Genomic DNA, 26,181 nt, shown 5'->3' with positions numbered 1-26,181 from the left:
TCCCCGGTGGGCCTTCGCAAAATGTTCAACTGATGCAAAATAATGCGAATGTAGTGCCACTGGAAATATTTAATGGCTGTATGTGTTTATATTTTCTAGATATTATTTTTGCTGTGTTAAACATGGGTTAGGTGAATGATTACGAAAACCCTATGAGCTATTGCAAGACAATCTGCAATGAATCCTTATGATATTGCTAACCGGGGTACTGAAACATGCGAGCTTTTTTGTTTTCAGCTCGGCGGTAAACCCTGCTTGAACGACTGTGGTTCTTCGTCTTACAGATCATCTTAAACAAGAGACACTGGAATAATGATATGCAAAAAAACAAGCAAAGACTTTCGGGTCAAACCTGTATTGTTACCGGAGCAAATTCAGGAATCGGTGAAGCAGTCGCCGTGGCGATTGGCCGGGATGGGGCAAATGTAGTGATAAACTATGTATCCAACCCTGAGATAGCTGAGGATATCGCCCATAAAATTTCAAAGGACTGTCTTTGCGGGGAGGCCATCGCGATTCATTGTGATGTAAGCCAGGAAAACCAGGTAGAGGCAATGTTCCAGAAGGCCGTCAACCATTTCGGAACCGTGGATATTTGTGTGCCGAACGCCGGATTGCAGCGTGACTCGCCGTTGCACGAGATGTCTCTTGAAGATTGGAATGTTGTGCTGGATGTAAATCTTACCGGGCAGTTTTTATGTGCCCGGGAGGCCATTCGGGAGTTTCTGAGACGAGGAATGCGCCCCGATGTTTCCAGATCCCTGGGGAAGATTATCCATATGAGTTCTGTACACCAGATAATCCCGTGGGCAGGCCATGCCAACTATGCGGCATCAAAGGGAGCAATTGTCATGCTGATGAAAAGTATCTGCCAGGAGTATGGCCCGCACAAAATACGCTGTAACAGCATCGCGCCTGGAGCTATAAAAACACCAATAAACAGGGATGCCTGGAAAACTCCTGAGGCTTTGGATGAGTTGAACAGGCTCATCCCGTATAAACGCATAGGGGAACCGGAAGACATTGGCCGTGTCGCAGTGTGGCTCGCTTCAGATGAATCAGAATATATAAACGGCACGACGATTTTTGTGGATGGGGGGATGACCTGCTATCCGGGATTTACCAGTAACGGTTGAATTATGAACCCGGCCAGAGAGCGAAAACCTGACTTTATCAGGAGGCTGCTGCCGGGCAAGTGTTTTCCGGTGATTCAGCTGACCGGATTCCAGATTTTTCGGGGAATAAGTAAGTGGACCATATCAGGATGCGAGCAGTGATTCAATGAGGAGGCGATTCTTTAAGATCGCCAGAAACAACGATGACGTATTACCTCACCTCACTCTTTAAAAAACTGCTGCAATAATACTCATCATTTAATAACCAATCAATATCCATACCTATCTGATGGAATTTTTTTCTATTATATCTACACAGATTCGCTTCAACACATTCTTTCTCTTCTGGAATCACTCCACTGAGTGGATAATTGGGATCCATAATTTGCCCTTGCATGATACAGGTCATCGTGTGTGAAATCTTTTGCATCCTTGAATAGACAGATGAAATATATGAATCTGACAGCATATCTGCCCCCTTCAGCATATCATACAAATCTGGTATCAAAGGATCCTTGACATGCACAAGATGCGTATGATCACGCAGCCATTCTCCTACATTTGTTCCTGCAGGAGCATGATCTGTAAACTGTTCTGTCATCCTTTCATACCTCTTGACTCTAACCGGCTCCCAGGTGCCATCGATATGAACTTCAGTATGTCTTGGATTTACCATTAAATCACCTGCTTCACGAATCTGTCCAAAGTCAGCATAATTACCAGCACAGAGCAAAGCAAGTTCCATTACTCTCGACATAGAAAGCCAATAAATTTGAACCGATTCAACAAGTTCTCCAGATGATTCCAGCTGCTCCATCTGATCAACTAAGAATTCTTCTCTTAAATAATGATCAAAAACCTGTTCGTGTCTGTAGTCTCTAACCAATACAGACGTTCCGCAACAGTGAGGTCCTATGGCGAGCAATCCACAACATAAATGAATGACTTTAGGCAGATGCGCATACAAGAAAAATAGTCAGTTTCTTGTCGTAGCTATAAATGTCCGTGAAATCTGAGAATTTCCAGGTGCCCTTCTCTGTATATGAGAGCAAATTGCGTCATTCTTTCCGAGAATAGATTCTCCCTCGAGAAAAGTACCGATGACGATTGCCAGATATACGTAATTTTCGTTTAACCTATGAAAATCTATCATCTTAAGCCGTCATGAGTTGAGTGAAATAATAGAAAAAATGTTGCATAATATATACTGCAAGGAGAACTGCGGAGCCGGGCATCATGCAAAACGGACTGAATCGTTACAGCACTATCGGCAGTGACAGGTGGAACCCTCGTGTTGTGGAGGTTTACTGGAGAGCCTCATGGAACTGTTTTGCTATAGGCTGAAATGAGGATCGAGCCCACGGTATTAGGTCAAGCAGAATAGGAAAAAATCTAAAGAAATTTTGTTTGTAAAATACACAGTGATCGATGATAAAGTCACGGGATAAGGTTCTTCAGAAAACTTGGAATAATGGTGTACCTCTTTCAGAATTTGATGATTAGTATGAAGGTGTAATCTCTGTATGGAACGAGATTCTTTTTAACCCGTATGGCATCGATGATGCGTAAAGGAGTGAACCAAATGAAAAAGCTACTTTTTGGGACAGTTTTTTGGGTTCTGTTAAGTTTCCTGCCGGGGATGATACAGGCACAGGTGAATATAAGCATTGGATTTCCCCTGCCACCCCCCATAGTCTTCGCCGCACCGCCGGCGGTGATTGCCTTGCCGGGTACATATGCCTACGCTGTTCCCGATGTAAACGTAGATATCTTCTTCTCTGATGGCTGGTGGTGGCGTCCTTGGCAGGGGCGTTGGTATCGATCAAATCATTACGATCATGGTTGGTCATACTACGATAGAGTGCCAACTTTTTATCGTAACGTTGATCCCGGTTGGCGACGGTTCTACAAGGGCTCTAACTGGCACGGCAAACGATGGAGCTATGAAAGGATCCCGGTGAAACGACTGCATCGGAACTGGCAGACATGGCACAATGATCGACACTGGGAAAAGCGAGGAAGTTGGGGGGTTGAGAACTATCGCCCTCGACTCTACCGAGAGCAGCCAGTATATAAGGAGCCAAGGCGATATCAGCAAAAGCCCGCAGTTGAGCACCGTCAGAAAAAAATCAATCAGCAAAAATCACATTCTCCATCAAAAAGAAAATATGAGAGAGAGGACAGGAGGTATTAAGCTGCTTTTACAGGCAATTATTGCCACGGGTTCACTTTTTATCTGCTCTTGGTCGTAAAGTGAATAGAGTCGATTATGGTAATATTGGTACCAGCCGGTGCCGCACGGTTTGTGGGGGTATACGGAAAATGCCCGGGCCCAAGGTATGATTGATGTGATTCGCGCTACTTAAAAAAAACATGCTGAAAGACAGAGAGTGTATTTTATGTATCTCCTGAACGGCATGATCGGTGGCATCCTTTTAACACTCGGCCGCAAGCCGTTCTGGTTTATTGTCGGGTGCATGGGCTTTTTTGTGTTTGGCTTGTCCGACCCGTCAGGCGGACCGGGACAAGGTTCATGCCGATGTTGCTGGCCGCCATCGAGAGGATCTGGCCATGGTCAATGACCCGCGTCTTGCAATCACCGAAAAACATGCGGAACAACTGGTGGAATTACTCCAGCACAACACCTGACTGACTCAACTGACACGGCAGTTCAGCCAGCGCATAGAGATGCTGACAGTCGAGCTGCATCATAAGATTGTACGGGAAAAAACCAAGCCGGAAGATAAAACTCTCCGGTAACAACCAGCTGGCCGGTTCCGGCAGCGGTGCAGGCTGCGAACAGAGTCCGCCCTGGCCCATCAAAATTAAGAGTAAGAGGGGTGGTACCCTGCAGTATCGCCCTGCTTCTAATTATCTGAGATGACCAAGCCATTCGCCGGCTCCCGCTGGCCGATATTACAGGGCGTGCTGCCGATCAAAGGCAGTCAGATCCCCGGCGAACTGGTTGCCGGTCTTACCCTCGCTGCCCTGGCCATTCCGGAAGTGATGGGCTACACGAAGATTTCCGGCACGCCATTGATTACCGGCCTCTATACTCTCCTTCTGCCCATGGCGGTGTATGCCATTTTCTGTTCTTCACGTCATCTGGTGGTAGGAGCAGATTCGGCAACTGCGGCAATTCTAGCGTCAGGTCTTGCAGGACTGGCATCCACGGGTTCAGAATTGTATCTGGCGCTCGCCGGAGTACTGGCACTTATGGCGGCCGTTTTTCTTCTGCTGGCACGAATGATCGGCCTGGGATTTATGGCGGATTTTCTCTCCCGCACGGTGCTGACCGGTTTTCTGACCGGAGTCGGCATACAGGTTGCGCTGGGCGAGATTTCTGGAATGCTCGGGATAAAAGGGGGCGGACATGGCACATTGCAGAAAATTATCAATGACCTGCAACAGGTCCAGGAGGTCAATGGCTATGCGCTGGTCACTGCTTTGGCCGTGGTGGTGGCTACGGTTGGTGCCAGGAAAATATCGCACAAAATCCCCGGCGCCTTGCTCGCGGTTATTGTCGCCATCATTGTAAGCTGGGTTCTGGATCTGAAAATCCATCTGCCGGTACTGGGAAAAGTGCCGGGTGGATTGCCGCATCTCGGTCTGCCGCAGATGAATTGGAGCTGGGAGCTGATCATCAGACTTGTTCCCACCGCCTTTGCCATGTTTGTGGTTATTCTGGCGCAGAGCGCGGCAACCTCCCGTGCCTATGCTGCCCGTTACAACGAGAGGTTCAGCGAGAATACCGATCTGGTGGCCCTTGGTATGGCAAATATTGCCGCCGGCTTGTCCGGGACCTTTGTGGTCAACGGCAGCCCTACCAAGACCCAGATGGTGGACAGTGCCGGCGGACGCAGCCAGTTGGCACCGATTTTTACGGCGGTTATCGTTTTGCTGGTGCTGTTATTTCTTACCGGGCCCCTGGCCTACATGCCGGATGCAGTGTTGTCGGCGGTGGTTTTCCTGATTGGGCTTGATCTGGTCGATCTTGCAGGTTTACGCAGGATCTACAACCAGCGCCGTTCCGAATTCTGGGTAGCTCTGATGACCATGATTATGGTAGTGTTTGTCGGGGTAGAGCAGGGCGTCGTTGTGGCGATCGTCCTGTCGCTGATCGACCATACCCGGCGTGGTTATCATCCCAATAACTTATTACTGGTGCCGGACGAGACCGGTATTATGTCCCGGCACCCGGTCTCGAGCCACGCGCAGGCTCTGCCGGGACTGATGATTTATCATTTCACCCATAGCATGTATTTTGCCAATTGCCATCAGCTCGTGGCTGAGGTGATACAATTAGTCGATAAGGCCAATCCACGATTGCGCTGGTTCTGCATTGATGCTTCGGCAGTGGATGATGTGGATTATTCTGCCGGTGAAACCCTGCGTTCCCTGCATTTTCAGCTGCACCAGAAAGGGGTACGTCTGGTGATGGCCGAAATGATGGAGAACGTGAGAACTGAGAGTGCCAAAAGGCTGGGCGAAATTTTCGAACAGGATGAATATTTCGCCGACCTGCAGGATCTCCTGGCAGCGTATCGCCGGGAGAGTGATTAACGCCCTGGCGGAGTGCGAGATTCAAAGCATAAATCTTCACCGATGGAAATGACTCCTATGGACTACCTCAAAAATTTCTGCGTAAAACCGGGCAGCAAGGTTCATCTGCGTAAAATCGACCCTGATTTTTCAGATCAGCATGAATCCCACAAGCATGCTTTGCCGGAAATAAAACACTATGTGAAGAAGATGCAGGAACTGCAGTACCTGCTTTATGCGGAGGACAGGCGATCCCTGCTCATCGTTTTGCAGGGACGCGACGCTGCCGGAAAAGACGGCACGATCAATCACGTGCTGACCGGTATGAACCCCCAAGGCTGTACGGTTACTGGCTTTAAGGTGCCTTCCAGAGAAGAAGCCGCCCATGACTTTCTCTGGCGTTACCACAAGGCCACACCGGGCAGGGGACAGGTGGCAATCTTCAACCGCTCACATTATGAGGATGTTCTGGTGCAGCGGGTTCATAATATGGTACCGAAAGACATCTGGTCCAGGCGTTACGAGCATATCAATGACTTTGAACGGATGCTTTATGAAAACGGCACCCATATCCTGAAATTTTATCTGCATATAGACCCCGAGGAACAGCTCAAACGCTTCAAGCAGCGGATCGATGACCCGACCCGTCACTGGAAGATCAGCGATGGGGATTATGCGGAGCGTCCTTACTGGGATGCCTACACTGAGGCTTTTGAGGATGCGCTCAGCAAATGCAGTACCAGACACGCACCATGGTTTATCATTCCCGCAAATCATAAATGGTTTCGCAATCTGGCGATTTCCAGAATAGTCGCAGACACCCTGGACTCTCTGGATATGAAATTTCCGGAACCGACCGTTGATATTGCTGAGATTAAAAAGAAGTACCACGAGATAGTTGTGGCGGAAGGTAAAACCGGTGATGCCGGTGACGGAGAAAAGGCCGGGCACAAACAGAGAAAAATCACTTAATCCCCAAAAAACTCGCCACAATCCCGTCCACATCCTTTGCATGGCTCACCGGAGCCGAATGTCCCGCCCCCGGTATCACCACCAGTCGACCGTTCCCCAGCCACTGCGCCAGCTGCGCCGAATGCTCCAGCGAGATCACATCTTTTTCCCCGACGATTACCAGTACCGGTGCATGGATGGAGTGCAGATCCTCTTGCCCCAGACGCGGCGCAGTGCGCCACAGTCGCCAGATCCTCGTTTCCAGTGCCGCGAAGTTTTCTCCCGCACCCGACCACCAGCCCCGCAGCCACAGCCATAACCAGCGCAAATGTCCGGAGTCTTTGGCCTGCAGTGCTATGCCCGCCTCTGCTTTTACTCCCGATGGATCAAAATTGGCACTGATAGCAATGATTTTGCCCACTCTCTTTGGCCAGTCGCGGCCCAGCAGCAGAGCAATAATACCGCCATCGCTCCAGCCAATAATGTCTGTTTGGCCGATATTCAGTCGGTTCAGCACCTGAATGACATCCTGTGCAAACAGGCGGTAGCTTAATTTAACATGGCCCAGCGTCGATTTGCCATGGCCTCGCGTATCCACCAGCACCACCCGCCGGCCCGCTTCAACCAGCCATGGTATCTGCGAAAACCAGCTTAGTCTATTGCTGAGTCCCCCATGCAACAGCAACACCGGCTTTCCCTCACCGTAGGCGACATAATGGATATTGGCCCCATTATAACTGATTTCTCCCCTCTCTGCCGACGCCCGGGAAGCCAATCGCCAGACCAGGTAATATAGAAAATTACCTGGTACAGGCCGAAACCACACTCCTGCCGCTGCAGTCGCCAGCACCAGCAAAAGAGCTCCTGCCACCAGCCATTGTCGCTTCATATCATCAACACCTATCGATAAATACCCGGTACCGCCACATTCGACAAAATGGAACTCGGCAATACTCGGTACAGATTAATCCAACACAAACTTATCAAAAGTTTGATCATTTGAACTGACCAGTACATAATACGATGCGTGTCACGGTATGCACATGGTCGAGAGTTGAAGAAAAACTTATGACCGAAAAGAATTGTAACTCCATGTCTCCATAATTATTGCGCAGGCTCGCCTGCCACCGGGAGCAACAGCAGCGGTGTTGTGCAGAGGCTGCACAGTTTATGGCTGAAACTGCCGGCTAAAAACGCCTCCATGCCGGATTTTCCATGGGTCGCCAGGACAACGAGATCAGCTTTGTTGGTCTGGGCCGATTTAACAATGACCGCGGCAGGGTCGCCGCGCAGTACCTCCGCGCTCGCATTGTAACCCTGATCGACGAGTTCTCCGAGGAGTCGGTGGACGAATTTTTTTCCATTGCTGGCGGAAATTTCCAGTAGTCTCGATGTGGTGCCCGGCAGCAGCCTGCTGGTCACCGCCCTGACCCCCGACAAGGTGGTGAAAAGTTCAATCACCATGCTTAGATGGAGCGCTGCACCAAATTCTCCTGCCAGCTCTTTGGCGACCGGCAATGCCTGGGCGTGCTCCGGGTCGGTATCGAGGGGAACCAGGATGGTGCTGCAGGTAAATTCAGGAAAAGCGCCCGTTGCATCCGGGCGGACAAGCAGCACTGGAATGGTACCGAGTCCGATGATTGTCTGGGCCATGCTGCCCATAAACAGTTGCATTGCCTTTCCCCGTCCATGGGAACACATGACGATCAGGTCGTAGTCCAGCTCGCCTGAGTGGTCGACAATACTGCGGGCGACATCAGCGACCTCGGCGGTATGGACATGGCAGTCGAGCAGCCGAACATCGGGAAACCATCGATTGCCAATTTCCTTTAAATAGAGGTCAGCTTCCCGGGCACTCCTCAGGTGTGGCTGTCCATGTACTTCCTGAGGGGCATTGTGTTCTATTGCATGGATAAGCGTAACCTTCGAGGCCAGCTTGTCTGCCATATAGGCAGCGGACGGCAGAGCCGATTCAGCCAGTCGTGAGCCATCCAACGGAACGAGAATATGTTTGAACATGATAAAACTCCGTTAACCGAGCAGTTGATAGAGAAGGTACACATTAAGACTGATAATGATAAATGCGATCAGCCAGGCCAGAGCTGTGGTTACCGGCTTATTGACCATTTCCCCCATAATAATCCGGTTCCGGGTGAACATGACCAGGGGCACAACGGCGAAAGGCAGCCCGAAGCTGAGGACAACCTGGCTCATAACCAGGGTGCGGGTGGGGTCCAGACCGATCCAGATGACCAGGATCGCCGGCAGCATAGTAACCAGTCGCCGCACCAGAACAGGGATATGCGTCTTCAAAAAACCCTGCATGATTATCTGCCCGGCACTGGTTCCCACCGTGGATGACGACAACCCGGCAACAAGCAGCGACATACCGAAAAACCATTTCGCCGCCGAGCCCAAGAGTGGTTCCAGCGTTCGATACGCCTCTTCGATGGTGGCAATATGGGTAAGGCCCGTCTTATAGAACGTCGCGGCGGCCATGATGAGCATCGCTGCATTGACAAAACTGGCCAAGCCCATGGCAATAACAATGTCCATGATCTCATAACGATAGAGCCCCTGCAGTTGACTTTTTTCGGTGACCACGATTCGCCCCTGCATCAGCGCAGAATGCAGAAATATGGCGTGGGGCATGACTGTTGCCCCGAGAATCCCGGCCGCCAGCACTACGCTTTCCGGCCCGGCAAATTGCGGAACAAAGGTCGCATGAAAGACCTGTGCCCAGTCTGGTTTGTCAAGAACTGTTTCCACCAGATAGCACAGGGCGATCATCCCCACCATCGCCGAGATAACTGCTTCCAGCGGCCTGAAGCCATAACGTTCAAGTCCAAGAATAAGCAGGGTGGCGATACCGGTGAGAAGGGCACCCACCAGCAGAGGTACGCCAAGGAGGAGGTTGAAGCCGAGTGCTGCTCCTAAAAATTCTGCAAGGTCGGTTGCAATTGCCACCAGTTCCATCAACACCCACATGACCAGAACAACCGGCCTGGGAAACTGTTCCCGGCAGTGTTCGGCCAGGTTTTTACCCGTGACCAGGCCGAGTTTGGCGGACAGAGTCTGGATAAGCATGGCCATCAGGTTGCTGACCACGATAACCCAGACCAGCATATAGCCGAATTGGGCGCCACCCTGGATATTGGTGGCAAAGTTACCCGGATCGACATAGGCCACACTGGCGATAAAGGCGGGGCCAAGAAATGGCAGCAGACGGGTCAGCCGGTTTTTACCGGAAGGAGTGCCAAGGATCTTCAAGGCACTCTGCACTGTCTTATTATCTGCACTTTGAGACTTATTTTTTGTTTGCTTGTCATGCATGGTTATTGTCCTTGCCGATCAAAAAAAAACGCATGCTGTCGTTTTCTCGGGGAGCTGGGAGGGGAGCGTCAGTGATTTGTGTAACAAGAGACATGGTTTTTCAGGGCCTCTCGAATGGATACCCCTCTTTTCTGAAAGGAACAACCTCTTTGTGTCGCTTGTAATAATATGACGAAAAGTTAATTTTGCATTATGTAATCTGATTACCTTTCAAGCTCAGTTTGTCGAAATGGAAGGGTGTGGGCTGTTCGTTTTACTGGTCTCTGCAGCCAAGGATGGCTGCAGCGAAGCCCCCAGGGATGGGTTTACGGCGTCCCGGGAAACGAACAGCCCACACCCTGGTTCAGTAGCTGAACTTGAGGGGTAATCAGATTATATAATAAAGGAAGGGAGGGAGAACCTTACCAGCCAGTTTCTGTTTCCGTAATTCGTCCATATTTGCTGCACATTCTCCTGCTATCTATGCAGGTTGACTCCTGCGTGCACAACAGCCAGATCATACTCTATTTCACAGCATCATTTCAGGTGAGCTGGAAAGTGGTGAGTCTTATATAAAATATTTTAATATCAAGTATATACAATAAATTGAAACACACACAGGAATGATTATACTATCGCGTTGGGAATTTGACTATTGTTCTCTATTGGTGCCGATCAATGCAACAGCCTTTTTGTCGTGTCACTCTTTCTTACTGTTCGATTTCTCTCAATTATTGTCTGGTACTTTTATTGGGGGCTGCTTCATAATGACAGCAGAGAATCAGGGAAAGGCGCACTATCATAAAGAGTGTTGATCGTAAGCGGGCCAGCATGGCAACAATATGTCGGCGTTAAAGTGCGTTATACAACCCAGTGGAGGAAAAAAACATGAAAAAATCAATTGTTCTGATGGCTGTAACCGTAGCAGGTCTCTCGCTAACCGGTTGTTATTCACCGCAGGGAAGGCCAGACTATACGGCCTCGGGAGCTCTGGCCGGCGGGGCGACGGGAGCAATAATCGGCAGCATGACACGTAATCCCGGTGCCGGTGCAGCTGTCGGAACGGCCGTGGGGGCAGTAGTTGGCGGCCTTATCGGTCATGGCATGGACCAGGAACAGGAGGCACGATTGCGGGCCCAGGCCCCCCAGACACTGGTGCGGGTTGAACAGGGACAGCCGTTGTCGGAGATGGACGTTCAGGCCCTGTCGCGGGCCGGGATCAGCGATGATCTTATTATCAGCCAGATTCGCAACTCCCGCACGGTCTATCACCTCAGCACGTCAGATATCATCCGTCTGAAAAACTCCGGGGTCAGTGAAACCGTCATCGATTTCATGATCAACACCCAGACCCAGGCCGATCCAGCCTACGTAGGGGGCGAGGTAGGGGCAACCCCGCCGGCACCGCTGCCGGAACCGATATACGTGGCACCGGGGCCCGATTATTTCTGGGTAGGTGGTACATGGCTGTGGCTCGGGGACCGCTGGATGTGGAATCGTGGTTACTGGCACCGGCCGTATCGTGGTTACGGGTGGGGATATCGGGGCGGATATCGAGGCGGATATCGGCGATGGTAGGGTAACGAGCAGATTGATCAACACTCCGGTTTTCTCATACTGCGGTGGTGCATTTGCTGCGGCACTGCAGGTGGTTCATGGTTCCAGCGGGTCTACCTTGTGCGCCTGGGCTGTTTGTACTGGTAAACGGATGGCTGGCAGATCGCTGGAACTTTTGTATTCTTGCAATCCCTCCCTGAAAATAAGGCAACAATGACCAGTTGCCGGGATTGCTTTATTCGCTGAAAAGAACGCAGAGCAGAATACCCTCGCGGTGCTGCACCGTTGCCTGGTCGGTGTGCATGATATTGCTTACCCCAAGGCTGGAGCCGAACAGGATGGTCTGTCCGGTAAGGGGGTAGGCAAAGCCGGTTAAGGTAACGCCGTGCACATCGCCTTTAAGGGGAACCAGGGAAACCTTCTGGCCAGGTCTGCCGCTGAGGGTGCAGTCCCTGCCGGGATGCAGTATCTGCATGGAGCAGTCTTGGCCCGATAGCAGGATTTCCTGGTTTTTATACTTGTCGCTGGCGGCGAGCATGATGTTGGCAAGACTCATATCCCATCTGCCGCCCAGTGCCCCGATTAACCGGATTGCCCGGGCGCCTTGTTCTACCGCCAGATCGAGGGCCAGTTCCAGATCCGTCGCGTCTTTGTGTCGGGGATGGCGATGGATGGCAATTGCCTTATCTTGATACGCAGCCAGAAGTGGTGGATCTATGGAATCAAGATCGCCGAGCAGAATATCCGGGGTGATGCCGAGTCTGTTGCAGTGGTTGGCCCCCCCGTCGGCAGCGATTATGAGCTCTGCCTGGTCAATGAGACTATCAAGCTCTGCTGATGGGTCAAGAATGCCGTTGGCAAAAATAACAGCGAACATATTATTCCTTATTCCTCAGATACCGCGAAATGTTTGCTTTCAGAAACCGAGAGATTTCTCAAGATCTGCTATCTCCCGGGCCAGTTTTGCGCGCTGGTCATCGGTAAGGTCGGAGCGCTGCAATTTTTGGCGCAAGGCAAGAAGGATCATCTCTTCCCGGTAGTCGTTACAGGTATACTGCGGGGCAGCTTTATCTTGATCGCGGCTCATGACGTAACTTTCAGATGACGGCCAGTGTCTTTTGCACGCCGCTATAGAAAAACCAACCGGAAAAACAGATGAGAAAAACGGCGCAGCCGCCGATCAACTTCCGGTAAAATTGGTCACTGAACAGATGCCTCCCTTTGGCGACGCCAAAAGAGATGAATGCATACCACGCCAGATCGGCCAGAATGTGGCCGAGAAAAAAAGCGGTAACGCCCAGCAGGCCGAATTTAAGGGAATGCATGATGTACCCCAGACCAATTGACGCCCACCAGATCAGCCAGTAAGGGTTGATCGCACTCATAACTATGCCCATCATCACAAGATTGCTTGACTTCTGGTTTGTCGCCTGACAATCGAGGCTCAGTCCCGGCAGGCTGCGCAGCATGGAAAACCCCATCCAGAGCAGGACCGCGCCACCGGTAAGGGAAATGAGAATAAAGACATCGTCCCGGGCAAGAATCGGGGCCAGCCCGGAAATAAGGGCGACGACAAGAGCCAGTTCAAGAAGACCATGGCCGAAAATCATCAGTGGTCCGGTTATCATTCCCCGTCTCGAACTTTCACTGACGGTGACCGTCAGCAGTGGCCCGGGCATGAGCGCACCGGAAAGCGCGAGAACAAAGGAGGTACAGAAAATAGTTACAAGAGCAAATTCCATAGACTGTTCCATTGGCAAAAAGAAAGAAGAAATTTGACTATACCGGGCCGGGTGGGGTTTCTCAATAACGGATTGTAAGAAAAGAGAGCGAGAAGTATCGACAAAGAATGCCTGACGCAAAAAAGCTCTTCTGAAATTGTCTTTTGTCGGTTGATGCATACAATCTGGCCTGAAGATCGATTATCAAGGGAAAAGCCAATATCCGGCAGATAAACTCAAGGCAAAAGGACCAAGCGATGCGTAAAATATTCTTTATGGTAGGTTGTTATCTTTTTTTGCTGGTTATGAACCCATCACCGTCTGCAGCCGTTGATTACGGGAGTCTTTTTAAAAAAGTGCAGGAAACTGCGGGTGGTGGTTCCGCCAGGGGTGGCGGCACAAATCTCTCCCAGGGGCAAGTGGTCGATGGCTTGAAGCAGGCCCTGGAGATTGGTACCAGCAATACTGTGCAGGCACTTTCCAAAACAGATGGCTACTATACCAACCCGAAGCTGAAAATCCCACTGCCTGGGGCGATGCAGAAATTTGAAAAAATTTTGCGAACCACCGGGTTTGGTTCGCAGGTCGATGCGTTTGAACTGAGCATGAATCGTGCGGCGGAAAAAGCCGCGCCGAAGGCGGAGGCCCTGTTCGTTGATGCCATAAAACAGATGACAATTGCCGATGCTGAAGGGATCCTCAAGGGCGGAAATAATGCCGCCACGCAATATTTTCAGGGAAAAACATCGGGCAAGCTGCAGGTACTGCTTAAGCCGATAGTGCAAAAATCCATGGCTGCCGCTGGCGTCACGCGATCCTATAAAACCGTAGAGAATCAAATTCAAACCATTCCTTTCGCCAGTAATTATATGGTCGATCTGGATACCTATGTCACCGAAAAATCAGTTGCTGGACTGTTTGTCCGGCTGGCCGAAGAAGAGGCGAAAATTCGAACCGATCCGGCGGCCCGGGTCACCGACCTCCTGAAAAAAGTGTTTCAATAGAGCCTGTTTGGCTTAACTGCCCAGCAGAACAAGGGCCGAAGGGTTCAACACGAGCTGTATCGGCCGGCCGATTTCCGGTGGCGGCGGGTCGATCGGAAGATCGAAAGACAGAGCGAGACCATTCACGTCGAGGTTCAATCGGTACGTGCTGCCCTGAAACTGCCGGTCGGTAATTGTACCTGAGAGTTGCAGCGCATTTTGTGGTGCCGGTAAACTTTGCGCGAGGCGAGCCCCTTCGGGACGGATCAGCAGGGTAGACCGGGTGATTGTATCGGTTGCCGTGTTTTTTACCGGCAAGGCGCCCAGAGGGGATTGGAACATATTGTCGCTTGTAATCGTGCCGGCGATGAGGTTGTGAAAACCAAGAAACCTGGCGACGGTGCTGTTGGCCGGGTGTCGGTAAAGATTCTCCGGGGTCTCGAACTGCTGGAGGATGCCATGGTGCAGGATGGCCACCTTGTCGGCAATGCTGAAGGCTTCGGCCTGGTCATGGGTGACAAAAACTGCGGTGACGTTCAGGGTTTTCAGGATGGTGCGGATTTCACCGGTCAACCGGTCCCTGAGGGCCCGGTCGAGCGAGCCGAGGGGTTCATCCAAAAGCAGCAGCTGCGGCTCTGGGGCAAGGCTTCGGGCCAGTGCCACCCGCTGCCGTTCTCCGCCCGACAATTCATCGATATTGCGGTGTGCCAGACCAGTGAGACCGACCATAGTGAGCACTGCCTCCACTCGACTGGTCAATTCCGCAACCGGGCAGTGCTGCATCTCCAGACCAAAAGCGATATTTTGCTGCACTGATTTATGCGGAAAAAGGGCATACTCCTGAAACATCATGCCGAAATTACGTTGATGTGGCGGAACGTGCCGGATATCCCGGCCGCAGAACAAGATTGTGCCGGCATCTACCTTTTCAAGTCCCGCCAACAGACGGAGCAAGGTCGTCTTGCCGGAGCCTGATGGGCCAAGCAGGCAGAGGATTTCTCCTTTCATAAGTGAGAAATTGATGTCCTGCAGCAGCGGCTTGCCGTCATAAAGGTTCGACAGGTGGACTACTTCGAGTATTTTTTGACTGTCCTGCATGGATTGCTCTTGTGTTTTCACTTCAATAAGCCGGGCGATGTGTTTCTGCCCTCCAGCCTGCCGAGCAGCCAGAAGCCGGAGCAGGTGACCAGCATGAGGATACTGCTCATGGCCATGGCCTGTCCATAGTTTAAATCACCCGGCTGGCCGAGGAAACGAAAGATAGCCACCGGCATGGTCGGGGTATGCGGCCGGGTAACAAAAGCCGAGGCGCCAAATTCGCCCATACTGATGGAGAAAGCAAAAACGGCGCCAACCAGGATCGCCCTGCTGATAATGGGGATATCCACCCGACGCCAGACCTGGTAAGGCGAGGCGCCGAGCAGGGCGGCGGCTTCGCGCAGACTCGGAGGGATCCGGCGCAGACTCGGCAGGATGCAGCGGACCACAAAGGGAAAGGCCACCAGGGCATGGGCAAGAGGAACGATCGCCAGGGAATCGCGCAGGTTCAGGGGTGGCCTGTTCAGGGTTATGATATAGCCAAAGCCGAGTGTTACCGCCGAGGTGGCGAGCGGCAGCATAATAATGGCGTCCCAGATAGTCGAGCCGGTAGATGTTTTGTCCCTATCTGATGCAAGAAAGGTTGCGGCCAGCAGGCCAAGGATGACGGCGAGAGACATCGCTGCAAGCGCGAAACCGACGCTGTTGGCGACCGCTGCAATCGGTTCAACGGAAAACACCGATCTGGCCTGGGTGGAAAAAAGTGCCAAATAGTAAGTCAGTGTCAGGCCATCTTCCCCGGTTACTGAACGGGCCAGCAGGGCGAGCAGCGGGGTGAGCAGCAAAAGCACCATGAAGAGGATGTTTGTGCCGACAAAAACCCTCTGGCCAGTTGTCTCAAGCGGTATTGCGGTCCCTGTCGCCGACTCGGCGTAGAAGGCGACCTGCGATTTTCTGCTTAACCTGGCGTGGAGCCACATAAGGAGGAAATTGACGGCGATCTGGATCAGAGAAAGCGCAGCGGCCATGGGCAGATTAAAGAACTGTACCGACTGGCGGTAGATTTCCACTTCAAGGGTCGCATATCCCGGGCCGCCGAGAATAAGCACCACGCCAAAGCTGGTAAAACAAAAAATGAAGACGAGAAGTGCGGCCGATCCAATGGCCGGCAGCAGCAGGGGCAGGGTGATTCGGTAAAAGATCTGCCGGGGCGAGGCCCCCAGCATCGCGGCGGCCGCCCCCAGGTCGGGGTTGAGTCCGGCCCAGAAGCCGCCGACGATCCGAACCACCAGGGTGTAATTATAAAACACATGGGCGAGGAGGAAAAAGGCCACGGTTTGATCAATGTTTATCGGCGGCCGGGACAGGTCGAAACCTGCCATCAGCCAATTGTTCAATAGGCCGTTGGTTCCGAGCAATGCCCTGAAGGCTGCGGCGGTGACAACGGTCGGCAGCACAAAAGGCACGGTCAGCAGGGCCTGGAGCAGGTTTTTGCCAAAGAAGCGATAGCGGGCAAAAATATAGGCCCCGGGCAGGGCCAGTGTCAGAGTTATAAGGGTGGAGGCAGCGGCCTGCCAGCAGGTGAACCACAGGATTCGGCCATAGATGGGGGAATGTATCAGGCTGCCCAGTCTGGCCGGATTCCATGAACCTTCCGGCAAAAAACTGAGCAGTACTATTTTCAGCAGCGGATAGAAATAGAAAAGGATCAGAAAGATCAGGGGCAGAGAGAACAGTAGCCAGCGAAAAAGTGGGTTAGACCGTTGCACGTACTGTTCTCCATGTGAAAATCATGCAAAGCTGATCTTTCAGCGCAGGACGACATTCGTCCAGGCTTCGATCCATCTGTCCCGATTGGCCTCTATATCCGCCGGGCTGACCACTATCGGGTTGTCGGCGACCAGCGCATGTTTGCTGAAGACCGATGGAAGCAAAGCGGTTGCGTTCGCAGGAAAGACAAACATCTGCAATGGGATATCTTCCTGGAATTGTCTGCTCAGCATGAAATCGACAAGTTTTCGGGCAAGTTCAACTTCTCTGGTGCCCTTTAAGATGCCGACGAATTCAATCTGGCGAAAGGCGGTGTTGCCGGCAACGACAGCGGCGGTAGGCGCTTCGGTCAATGGTTTGTCGGAAAAATGGACAACCGCCGCCGGACTGGAGGCGTAGCTGACGACGATCGGCCGGTCGCCTTTGGAGGCAGAGGTGAAATGACCGTAATAGGCATCCTCCCAGCCGTTGGCGATGATGACCTTATTGTCGCGCAGTTTCTGCCAGAAGTCGAGATACCCCTGTTCGCCAAATCTGCCAATGGTGGCGAGGAGAAAAGCCATGCCGGGGGAGGAGTTGGCTGGATTTTCCACCACGGTCAGCCCTTTGTATGCCGGTTTGATCAGATCGGTCAGATCGGTCGGGGGCATCAGCTTCTTTTTTTTGAACCACTCCTTGTCGTAGTTCAGGCAGACATCCCCGTAGTCGACGGGCAGCAGTCGATTGAGTTTGTCGAGTTTCAGCGGAGCGGGGATATCAGCGAGCAGTGGCGAGGCATAGGGGAGGAAGATGTCGGCCGCGACTGCCCGGGAAAAAAAGGTGTTGTCGACCCCGTAAAAGACATCGGCCAGGGGGTTTTCTTTAGAGAGGATAGCCTGTATCAGCGCGGCTCCAGCGTCGCCCGATTTTAAGAAATGGACCTTGACGTGATTTTCCTTTTCAAAGTTCGCCATCACCTCTCTGCCGATGTTGAAACTGTCATGGGTCATGACGGTGATGGTCTTTTCCGCGTGCAGCACATTGGTCCAGAATACGCCGACCGCAAGCAATACGCTCCCTGCCAGGCATACGGTTTTGTTCATACCATCCTCCAAAATAATGTGAAAAAAGATTCTGATTACCCCTAATGTTCAGCTACTGGGCCAGGGTGTGAGCTGTTCGTTTTCCGGGACGCCGTAAACCCATCCCTGGGGGCTTCGCTGCAGCCATCCTTGGCTGCAGAGACCCGAAAAACGAACAGCTCACACCCTTCCATTCCGACAGGCTGCGTTCCGGGGCAATCAGAAAAAAGATTATATCTCAGGGCATGTGTCGCCCAAAAGAAAAACCGCCTCCGGGCAGGAGACGGCTGTATAGGTCACACTGTTCCCTCCGCCGGAATTATCCGGATCAGGTTAAACGGTCGGGTTACTAATGAAACCCCTCTCAGCCCGGTTGCCCCGAACTCCCGCATCATTGTGCACAAGATAGGTAATATTATGCCGGTTTGCAACCTTTCTCCAGAAGAACCACGGTTTCGATGTGGTGGGTCTGGGGGAACATATCGACCGGCTGGATTTTGCGGATAGTGAACCCTTCACAGCTCAGATCTGCCAGGTCGCGGCACAAGGTTGACGGATCGCAGGAAATGTAGATCAGGCGTTTGGTTGTAATTTTTGCCAGCTGATGCGCAAGTCCCGGTGCCCCCTGTCTCGGCGGATCCATGACCACGCAATCGAACTGGCGGCCTTTTTCCGCAAGGTCCATGCAGGCAGTGTCTACCGGACTTTTCAGGAATCGGGTGTTGGTCAGTCCGGCATGTGCCGCATTAACTTTCGCGCTGCGGATGGCGGAACCCTGGCCTTCGATGCCGAAAACCTCTTGTGCTTTCATGGCCAGGGGGATGCAGAAATTCCCCATACCGCAGAACAGGTCAAGGACGGTTTCTGTTTGCGTGATGTCGCAGAACTCAATTACAATTTCAATAAGATTTTTGTTCTGGGTCAGGTTGACCTGGCAGAACCCGCCGGCTTCCCAGGAGAGTGCGAAGGGGTTTTCTGCGCCGGTGGCAGCAGGATAATGAACCGTGAGGTTGTTGCCGGAATGTGTATTGCTCTTATCGTGTTCGTCAAAAAAAGGCCCGGTGATGGGGAAGATTGTGCCAATGAAAAATATCCGTTCGACGTCGCGGACATCACGGCAGAATCGTTTGGCCGATTCACTATCGGCCGGGCGGATTTTTCTGCTGAAATGGAAAATACAGACCGTCTGTCCGGTTTGTGGGTTAAGCTGAATTTCCACCTCAGTTGACAGTTCGCACAACCTGCGTCCATCTTCATGAACCTGTAGCGCGGTGAGGGTTTTGTTTATGGAATCACCGGCCAGCAGACACCTTTCAATGGGGATAATATCATGGGAATGATATCGATGAAAACCGACAACCCCGTGGCGGCCGATCTGCAGTCGGATGCGCTGCCGGTAGCCAAAGGCATGGGGTGAGGGGACCGGATCTGCCAGCAGACCAGCTGACTCCCTGACTGCCTGGTTGTTTTGCCGGAGGAGAAGGTCCTCGATAATACCTCGTTTGAGAATCAACTGGGTAGTGTAGTTGCAGTGCTGCAGATCGCAACCTCCGCACTGGCCGTAATACTGGCAGGGGGGCAGAATCCTTCCGGGGTGTTCGGTGAGGATTTGTTGTGCACTGCCAAAAAGATAGTTTTTTTTCGCTTCTTCTGTGGTTAATATAACGGTCTCATCCGGCAGCACCTGCCGGACGAGAGCAATCTGTCCGGTGGCAAGTCGGGCAAAACCGTACCCTCCGTTAACTATCTTTGTTATGTGGATTTTTTCAAGTGTCATTGTTCGATTATTTTTCTGTGTCTCGCCGGCAGGATACGACATCCATGCGGTTGCGATGAATGGTACGGATGCCTCTATTCAATTCTGAAATTTCATTCTTTCATAGTATACCATCCTTGTTCTGTCGAATAGTATTCTTGTTTATGGTCTTGCTGACACTGATGCCTGTGGCGGCAGGTGCAACCGTTCACCTTGATGTTGCGGTGAAAGGAGTCAGCGGCCCCCTTTACAAAAATGTCATGGCCCGGCTGGCCATTAATCTCCAGAAAAACAATGAAAGGTTGCAGCCGAAAGCAATCAAGCGGTTACACCGGCAGGCAAAAGCGGATATCCAGTCTGCCTTGGCTCCGTTTGGCTATTATAATCCGGTTGTTGAAAGCCAGCTGAAAAAAGATGGTGAAACCTTCACTGCAATGTACACAATAGACAAAGGACCGCCGGTTATTGTCGGCGATGTGGCCCTTGAGCTGACTGGACAAGGCAGTAACAATGTGCAGCTGGTGCAGGGCGTCGCTGCATTTCCGGTCAAGAAAGGCGACATCCTGAATCAGGAAGTGTACGAACAGGGAAAAAAGCAACTGATCTATCTCGCTCGCGGAGAAGGGTTTCTCGATGCCGGCTTTACTGAACGAGCCCTGCGGATACATACGCAAACGAATAGTGCTGCGGTCCATCTGGTTTTCGATAGCGGCCGGCAGTATGTTTTCGGCACAACCACCAGTACCCGGAATATCCTCAATAAGGATCTGCTGGATCGATATCTGCCGTATAAGCCAGGCGATGCGTACAACCCTGCAAAAATATTCGAACTGCAGTCGATACTTTACCGCACTGATTATTTCAGTCGGGTAGAGGTGCAGGGGCGAACGCGTCGGGCAACGGATTTTCGTGTTCCCGTCGATGTTCAGCTGACGGCACCTGAGCACCTGAATAAATACAGCCTTGGATTAGGCTACGCCACCGATACCGGGATTAAAGGGAAAGTGGACTGGTCCAACAGGCTTTTTAATTCTGAAGGCCATAAGATCAGCAGTTCCTTGCAACTCTCGCAATTCGAAAACGCAATATCGTTGCGTTATGAAATTCCTGGCAGCGAGCCGCGCTATAATAAACTGATCAACAGTCTCACGTATCAGGATAAACAATGGAATGACACGAATACCACGCTGTTTACCGCCTCGGTGGCCCATGAATATGCAGGACCTCGCTACACCCTGGGCGGCGGTGTGGAGTTGCGTGATGAGGTTTATGATATAGGCAGTACCAGTGGTGCCTCAACCCTGCTGGTTCCCTCGTTTAAAGCCGGAATGGTGCTGGCCGACGATATTTTGTATACCAGAAACGGTCTACAGACATCGGTTGGTTTTCTGGGGGGCGTCGACGGGCTGGTTTCCGACGTCAATTTTCTGCAGACTACGGTAAATGGTAAGGCGATCGTTACGCCGCTCAAAGACTGGCGGGTAATCGGCCGAGGCTCGCTCGGAGTCACCCTGGTAGATTCGATAGATAAACTTCCGCCATCCTTACGTTTTTATACCGGTGGTGACAGCAGTGTCCGTGGCTATAGTTATAAATCAATTGGTACTGAGGATTCTTCCGGCACGGTCATCGGCGGTCGTTACCTGGTGGTAGGCAGTATTGAGCTCGAGCGTGTTGTCACCGAAAGATGGAGTCTCGCCACGTTTTGGGATGTTGGAACGGCGACCGATGATCTGTCACTTGATTTCAGCCAGGGCGCGGGAGCTGGGGTCAGGTTTCGGTTACCATTCGGTCAGATACGCCTCGACCTCGCCTCGGCAGTAACGGAAGATGGATATCCGCTTCACGTTCATATCACCGTAGGAGGCGATCTGTGATGAAACACGCCTCATTCTTCCTGTTATCGATGTTACTCCTGCTGCTGGTCGGTTTCGTGTTCCTCTTCTCGACAGAGCGCGGTCTGCTTGTTATCCAGAAGGGGGTCAATCGGTTTGGCGGTGGCATTGTCTCTATTGGCCAGGTTGAAGGGCGCCTGCTTGGTGACATGCGCTTTAAAGGTGTTCGACTGCCGGGCGCAGGTGTAGATATCGATGTGCAACAGGTGGACGTGTCCTGGCGTCCGGCAAACCTTTTCAGGGCGAAGCTGGCTATTGCAGAAATTGCCGTGAACGGGGTGAGTGTCGTTCTCGATGCTGGTCCGGCCAATAAACAGTCAGGCGATGCAGCCCGGCAGCCCGCCAATAACCTGTTTGCCACGGGTCTGCCTTTTTCTGTTCAAGTTGACCGCCTGGTCGTGAACAGGCTGGATGTAGTTGACAGTAAGGGGGTGGAGCTGGTGCGGATCGACAGCCTCACTGCCGCCTTTTCGGGCGATGCCGAGTGGCTTACCGTCAATGAATTTGACATGCAGGGTCCGGACCTCGGACTGACGCTGCATGGAAATATCGAAGTGCAGGAGAACCGGCGCGTGGATCTGCTCGGTAACTGGCGCCTGGCCGGTTTCGGATTTTATCCGATGGCCGGCACTTTTTCGATCGGCGGACCGCTCGAGGCTCCCCATGTGGAGATCGGTATCCATAGTCCCGGCTCCATCCGGGTCAAAGGCGATTTCGTCAATCTTCTGACCGTGCCGACGTGGACGGCAAGACTTGATGCCAAAGATGTCGATCTGTCGACCCTTATCGAATATTGTCCGAAAATAGAGCTGGCGGCGGTAACCGGCGAGCTCACCGGTGATTTTTCCAGCTATCGGGGGCATGTCGAGGCGGACGGGGCATGGGATGCCCTGACTGACAAGCATCTGGTCAGCGATATTGATGGCGATGGCTGGGGCATCGATTTTCAATCCCTGCGTATTTACGGCAAAGACAGTTCCGCGGAAGCAATGGGTGGAAAAATTTCCTGGCGGGATATATTTTCCTGGCAGGGGCGTTTTCTGTTCAAAAACTTCGATCCTTCCGTCATAACCACGGAGCTGCAGGGGAAACTCAACGCCGAACTGGTCAGTAAGGGAGACGTTAAAGAGCATGGTGTTGTCGCATCTTTCGCAGTTTCCCGCCTCGATGGCCTGCTGCGTGATCACAAGGTTTCGGCATCCGGCAATGTCTTTCTCCGTGAAAACGACGTGTACACCGATGGCCTGACCATTCGCAGCGGCGAGGTGACCGGTCTTGCCCTGATCGAAGAAGGCTCGTTCTCATGGGCGGCACAGCCAGGCTGGTCAGCTAAGGTACGGTTGGACAACTTTGACCCGTCCTGGTTGTATGCCGAATTTCCGGGCAGTATCAACGGTGAATTTGCAACAGAGGGCAAACTGGGGAAAAACGGACCGGAGGGCTCTCTCAATATAAAAAAAATTGGCGGTACGCTGCGCGGAAACAAACTTTCCGGGGGAGGCGAAATCACCCTCACCGACGAGATCCTGACAACCTCCGGTCTGGTGCTGAAAAGCGGCTTGTCGCAGCTGGTGGTCAATGGCCGGGCGGGAGATCGTCTGGCCCTGGATTTCTCCTTTGTCTCTCCGGGGATCGGCGCGCTTCTGCCGAAAGCTGCCGGCAGCGTATCGCTTCGGGGTAACCTGCAGGGCAATCGTAACACCCCGCAGCTGAGTGCGCAGTTCCAGGGGAAGGGGCTCAGCTATCAGGACTATGCTTTTGGCCGGATGCAGGCAGAAATCAAGGCTGATTTTACCGGTAAAGGACAACTGCGCGGTTCGCTGGTCGGGGAAAAAATGTCTCTGGCCGGGGTACCTCTGGATAAAGTCGGGCTTACGCTGCATGGGACGACGGCGAACCATTCCGCTGAGGTGGAAGGTGTCGGGCCGCTGGGCCGTCTGGCAGGAAGAATTCATGGCCGGTATCGTGATACATGGCAGGGGGTATTGTCTCATTTTCAGTTGTCTACGCTCGACTATGGCATCTGGCGGCAGCAGAAAGACAGCGCAGTTACCGCCGACAGTCATGGCGCTCTTGTTGATGCATTCTGTCTGTCGAATGGCGAAAGCGCAGTCTGTCTCGGAGGCGATGTACAGCTGGAAAAAGAAACCGCATGGCGGATGCATGGCAAACTTACTTCGCTGCCCCTGCAGTGGCTTAATCGTCTCAAGTTGATTGCTGTTCCGGTCAGAGGCCAGCTTCATGCGGACATAGAGGCTGCCGGCAACAGGCATCGCCTGCTTTCAGCCAGAGTGGACAGTCGTGTTCAGGCCTCTGGGGCATTGGCAAAAATCAAGGAAAATGAGCAGACCCCCTTTTACTTTGCCGGTTCCGTGCTGTCTCTTCAGCTGGCTGACTCGCTTGTGCAGGCGCATGCGGATATCCGCATGCGCAATGGCAGCCAGGTTATCCTGAATGGTGATGCCAGCGGAGTGGGGAGCTTTGCGACCCCGTTAGGCTCTCTGCCTGTGCATGGAAGCCTTGAATTGCATCATTTCGATCTGTCTTCCGTCACCGCCTTTACCAGTTATGGGGTGGAACCGTCTGGCCGGGTGAACAATTCGTTTACCCTTGCCGGTACGATTGGGAAGCCGCAGATATACGGGACCGTGAGCATTCAGGATGGGGGGATCGATCTGCCCTATCAGGGAATCACTTTGACAAATGTGACCTTATCCATTCAGGCTGGAGAGAAATCGGCAAAGATAACCGCTGCAGCGACTTCCGGTTCCGGGAAACTGACCGCCGAGGGTACATTGCAATATGGCCCGAAAGGGATAGAAGGTACGGTAGATATAAAGGGCAACGAATTCCTTCTGGTGAATCTTCCCGAGTATTTTATTCGGGTCAATCCGGATATCCAGGTAACCTTCTCCGCCGAAAATGTTCAGGTTCGTGGCACCATCGACGTGCCGTATGGACGGATAACTCCGGAGCAGATGAGTGGTTCGATCAGTGTTTCCGATGATGTTGTTCTCGTCGATGATACGGCAAAAGAGCAGATTGCCGGCTGGCCAGTACGTCTGCAAATTAAGGTCCGACTGGGGGACGATGTCCGTATCAATGGCTATGGACTGGCCGGCAGGTTAGGCGGACAATTGATGGTCAACACCAATCCCGACAATTCCCTGGCCGGCCGGGGAGAACTCGATCTTGTCGGCGGCACCTTTACCATTTACGGTCGGTCCCTCAGTATTGAGAGGGGGCGAATGCTGTTTACCGGAGGGCCTATCGATAATCCCGGTGTTGATGTCAGGGCCCAGGTAAAAGTGGATGGCCAGAATAATAGCGGGGTGGCTTATGTTGTGGGGGTGGACATCAGCGGCCTGGTCCAGGACCTTAAATATCATCTTTTTTCCGATCCATTTATGGAGGATACCGAGATCCTGTCGATGATGATGGTTGGACATTCCCTGGCCGGCTCCACGCAATCGGAGGGAAGTGTTCTCGAGGCTGCCGCAGTCATGCTTGGGGTGAACGGCAGTACCGGTTTTGTCAAGAAGCTTGGGAACCTCTTGTTTCTCGACGACCTGCACCTTGAGGGGAGCAGTACCAAGGAAAATGTGTCACTGGTCGTCGGTAAACGCCTTACCAAGGACCTGTATATCGGTTATGACCTGAATATGTTCAATCAACTCGGTCAGTTTCGGGTCCGATACGATCTGACACGCGGTTTTTCCGTGGAGACCAGAAGCTCGTCAGAGTCGACTGGAACAGATCTGATTTATTCCTTTGAACGATAGCCGTACAGGACACAAACAACAGTGATGTGGCGCGAGAAGCAACCTCAGGATACGGTTTCAAATCTGTTCTCCTGCAGATTTTTCCGCACATTGTCTGCAGGGAAAACCTTGCCGTTCATAGCAATATAGACCCCCGGTCCCAGCGATTGAACGGCGCCAAAGGCACAGCCTATGTTAAAAACTGCGTCGCTGGTTTTAAAAAGTGCAGGTTCCAGGGCGCCGGTAAGAACGATGGTTTTGTGACTGATTTTTGTCAGTTGCCGTGCCGTTTCCACCATCGTGTCGGTTCCGTGGGTGATGACAATCCGGTTGCATGGGTCTGCGGCGACTGTTGCGGCGATCAATGCCCGGTCCTCCCCGGTCAGGTCGAGGCTGTCTTTTCGCATCAGAGAGTTGATCCTGTAGCTGATGGAAAGATGTAACTCCAGCAGAACCTTTTCGATATTCGGCGGGCCGACCTCATATTCGCTTTTAGCATCGAAATAGACCTTGTCGATTGTACCGCCAACGGTGATTATCGAAATTTCGTGCATTATATGTCTCCGGAAAAATAGGATAATTTGACTGGCAAGGGAAAATTCCAGAATTGTATATGTACCAGTAATCGCAGTTTTTTGCCTTGCTTTTCAAAGGAGATCGCCACATATATTGTAGGTGCCTTGAGACAGGTTGTCTTTTTTGCAAAAACAACAACACAA

At 52.2% G+C, this 26,181-nt stretch carries 21 protein-coding genes and 1 riboswitch; of the genes, 9 read left to right on the top strand and 12 right to left on the bottom strand.

Annotated elements, in window-relative coordinates; all coding sequences use genetic code 11:
- The first annotated feature begins 317 nt into the window (after positions 1–317).
- A complete protein-coding gene (locus FCL47_RS09930; RefSeq protein WP_136813338.1) occupies positions 318–1,136 on the top strand; it encodes an SDR family oxidoreductase in 819 nt (272 codons plus the stop codon).
- 190 nt (positions 1,137–1,326) lie between these two features.
- Here FCL47_RS09930 and FCL47_RS09925 read toward each other — a convergent pair whose 3' ends face one another.
- Positions 1,327–2,001 carry a hypothetical protein gene (locus tag FCL47_RS09925; protein WP_136813337.1) on the bottom strand — a complete coding sequence of 225 codons (675 nt, stop codon included), beginning with the start codon at positions 1,999–2,001 and terminating at the stop codon, positions 1,327–1,329.
- A gap of 696 nt (positions 2,002–2,697) precedes the next feature.
- Here FCL47_RS09925 and FCL47_RS09920 point away from each other — a divergent pair.
- From FCL47_RS09920 to FCL47_RS09910, 4 genes are all read left to right on the top strand, one after another.
- Entirely contained in the window at positions 2,698–3,309 is a 612-nt protein-coding gene (locus FCL47_RS09920; RefSeq protein ID WP_136813336.1) for a hypothetical protein, read from the top strand.
- A 299-nt stretch (positions 3,310–3,608) separates the two neighbouring features.
- Positions 3,609–3,764 (top strand): hypothetical protein, encoded by a 156-nt coding sequence (locus tag FCL47_RS24380; protein ID WP_153306364.1) that lies wholly within the window; start codon positions 3,609–3,611, stop codon positions 3,762–3,764.
- Positions 3,765–3,995: 231 nt separating this feature from the next.
- Complete coding sequence (locus tag FCL47_RS09915; RefSeq protein ID WP_136813335.1) at positions 3,996–5,678, top strand: SulP family inorganic anion transporter; 1,683 nt, start codon at positions 3,996–3,998, stop codon at positions 5,676–5,678.
- A gap of 57 nt (positions 5,679–5,735) precedes the next feature.
- Positions 5,736–6,629, top strand: coding sequence for a polyphosphate kinase 2 family protein (locus FCL47_RS09910; RefSeq protein ID WP_136813334.1), 894 nt, complete (start codon positions 5,736–5,738; stop codon positions 6,627–6,629).
- Here the strand turns inward: FCL47_RS09910 and FCL47_RS09905 are convergent.
- The 3 genes from FCL47_RS09905 to FCL47_RS09895 form a co-directional block, all read right to left on the bottom strand.
- On the bottom strand, positions 6,622–7,497 hold the full coding sequence (locus FCL47_RS09905) for an alpha/beta fold hydrolase (protein ID WP_136813333.1): 876 nt from the start codon (positions 7,495–7,497) through the stop codon (positions 6,622–6,624). The two genes, FCL47_RS09910 and FCL47_RS09905, sit on opposite strands and share 8 nt — an antisense overlap.
- 215 nt (positions 7,498–7,712) lie before the next feature.
- Positions 7,713–8,627 (bottom strand): universal stress protein, encoded by a 915-nt coding sequence (locus FCL47_RS09900; protein WP_136813332.1) that lies wholly within the window; start codon positions 8,625–8,627, stop codon positions 7,713–7,715.
- A gap of 12 nt (positions 8,628–8,639) precedes the next feature.
- Complete coding sequence (locus tag FCL47_RS09895; RefSeq protein WP_136813331.1) at positions 8,640–9,941, bottom strand: Nramp family divalent metal transporter; 1,302 nt, start codon at positions 9,939–9,941, stop codon at positions 8,640–8,642.
- An 867-nt stretch (positions 9,942–10,808) separates the two neighbouring features.
- Here FCL47_RS09895 and FCL47_RS09890 point away from each other — a divergent pair.
- Positions 10,809–11,498, top strand: a complete 690-nt coding sequence (locus tag FCL47_RS09890; RefSeq protein WP_136813330.1) for a glycine zipper domain-containing protein — start codon at positions 10,809–10,811, stop codon at positions 11,496–11,498.
- Between the two features lie 214 nt (positions 11,499–11,712).
- Here the strand turns inward: FCL47_RS09890 and FCL47_RS09885 are convergent, their stop codons facing one another.
- Genes FCL47_RS09885 through FCL47_RS09880 form a run of 3 tightly spaced genes read right to left on the bottom strand, consistent with a single transcriptional unit; the run spans position 11,713 to position 13,219 of the window.
- A complete protein-coding gene (locus tag FCL47_RS09885; protein WP_136813329.1) occupies positions 11,713–12,354 on the bottom strand; it encodes a thiamine diphosphokinase in 642 nt (213 codons plus the stop codon).
- 39 nt (positions 12,355–12,393) lie between these two features.
- On the bottom strand, positions 12,394–12,564 hold the full coding sequence (locus tag FCL47_RS24535) for a hypothetical protein (protein WP_167496442.1): 171 nt from the start codon (positions 12,562–12,564) through the stop codon (positions 12,394–12,396).
- Positions 12,565–12,574: 10 nt separating this feature from the next.
- Positions 12,575–13,219, bottom strand: coding sequence for a LysE family transporter (locus FCL47_RS09880; RefSeq protein ID WP_136813328.1), 645 nt, complete (start codon positions 13,217–13,219; stop codon positions 12,575–12,577).
- A gap of 236 nt (positions 13,220–13,455) precedes the next feature.
- Between FCL47_RS09880 and FCL47_RS09875 the strand changes: the two genes are divergently transcribed.
- Positions 13,456–14,202, top strand: coding sequence for a DUF4197 domain-containing protein (locus FCL47_RS09875; protein WP_136813327.1), 747 nt, complete (start codon positions 13,456–13,458; stop codon positions 14,200–14,202).
- 12 nt (positions 14,203–14,214) lie between these two features.
- On the opposite strand, the gene FCL47_RS09870 is transcribed toward FCL47_RS09875, so the two are convergent.
- The 4 genes from FCL47_RS09870 to rlmD all read right to left on the bottom strand — a co-directional run bounded on the left by FCL47_RS09870 (position 14,215) and on the right by rlmD (position 19,827).
- Positions 14,215–15,279, bottom strand: coding sequence for an ABC transporter ATP-binding protein (locus tag FCL47_RS09870; protein ID WP_136813326.1), 1,065 nt, complete (start codon positions 15,277–15,279; stop codon positions 14,215–14,217).
- Between the two features lie 17 nt (positions 15,280–15,296).
- On the bottom strand, positions 15,297–16,988 hold the full coding sequence (locus tag FCL47_RS09865; protein ID WP_240744194.1) for an iron ABC transporter permease: 1,692 nt from the start codon (positions 16,986–16,988) through the stop codon (positions 15,297–15,299).
- Between the two features lie 39 nt (positions 16,989–17,027).
- On the bottom strand, positions 17,028–18,071 hold the full coding sequence (locus FCL47_RS09860; protein ID WP_136813325.1) for a thiamine ABC transporter substrate binding subunit: 1,044 nt from the start codon (positions 18,069–18,071) through the stop codon (positions 17,028–17,030).
- Positions 18,072–18,338: 267 nt separating this feature from the next.
- Positions 18,339–18,450: riboswitch (TPP riboswitch) on the bottom strand.
- A 15-nt stretch (positions 18,451–18,465) separates the two neighbouring features.
- Entirely contained in the window at positions 18,466–19,827 is a 1,362-nt protein-coding gene (gene rlmD, locus FCL47_RS09855) for a 23S rRNA (uracil(1939)-C(5))-methyltransferase RlmD (RefSeq protein WP_167496441.1), read from the bottom strand.
- Between the two features lie 161 nt (positions 19,828–19,988).
- On the opposite strand from rlmD, the gene FCL47_RS09850 reads away from it, so the two are divergent.
- A complete protein-coding gene (locus tag FCL47_RS09850; protein ID WP_167496440.1) occupies positions 19,989–21,683 on the top strand; it encodes an autotransporter assembly complex family protein in 1,695 nt (564 codons plus the stop codon).
- Complete coding sequence (locus FCL47_RS09845) at positions 21,683–25,483, top strand: translocation/assembly module TamB domain-containing protein (protein ID WP_136813322.1); 3,801 nt, start codon at positions 21,683–21,685, stop codon at positions 25,481–25,483. The genes FCL47_RS09850 and FCL47_RS09845 overlap by 1 nt, the downstream gene beginning before the upstream one ends.
- Positions 25,484–25,527: 44 nt before the next feature.
- On the opposite strand, the gene FCL47_RS09840 is transcribed toward FCL47_RS09845, so the two are convergent.
- Positions 25,528–26,016 (bottom strand): asparaginase domain-containing protein, encoded by a 489-nt coding sequence (locus FCL47_RS09840; protein ID WP_136813321.1) that lies wholly within the window; start codon positions 26,014–26,016, stop codon positions 25,528–25,530.
- Positions 26,017–26,181: the final 165 nt, after the last annotated feature.

Origin of the sequence: Desulfopila sp. IMCC35006 (genome assembly GCF_005116645.1) — a bacterium.
In the GTDB taxonomy this organism is placed as follows: domain Bacteria; phylum Desulfobacterota; class Desulfobulbia; order Desulfobulbales; family Desulfocapsaceae; genus Desulforhopalus_A.
Note: the sequence above shows the minus strand (reverse complement) of the source record. Positions and strands in the feature narration are given on the sequence as shown.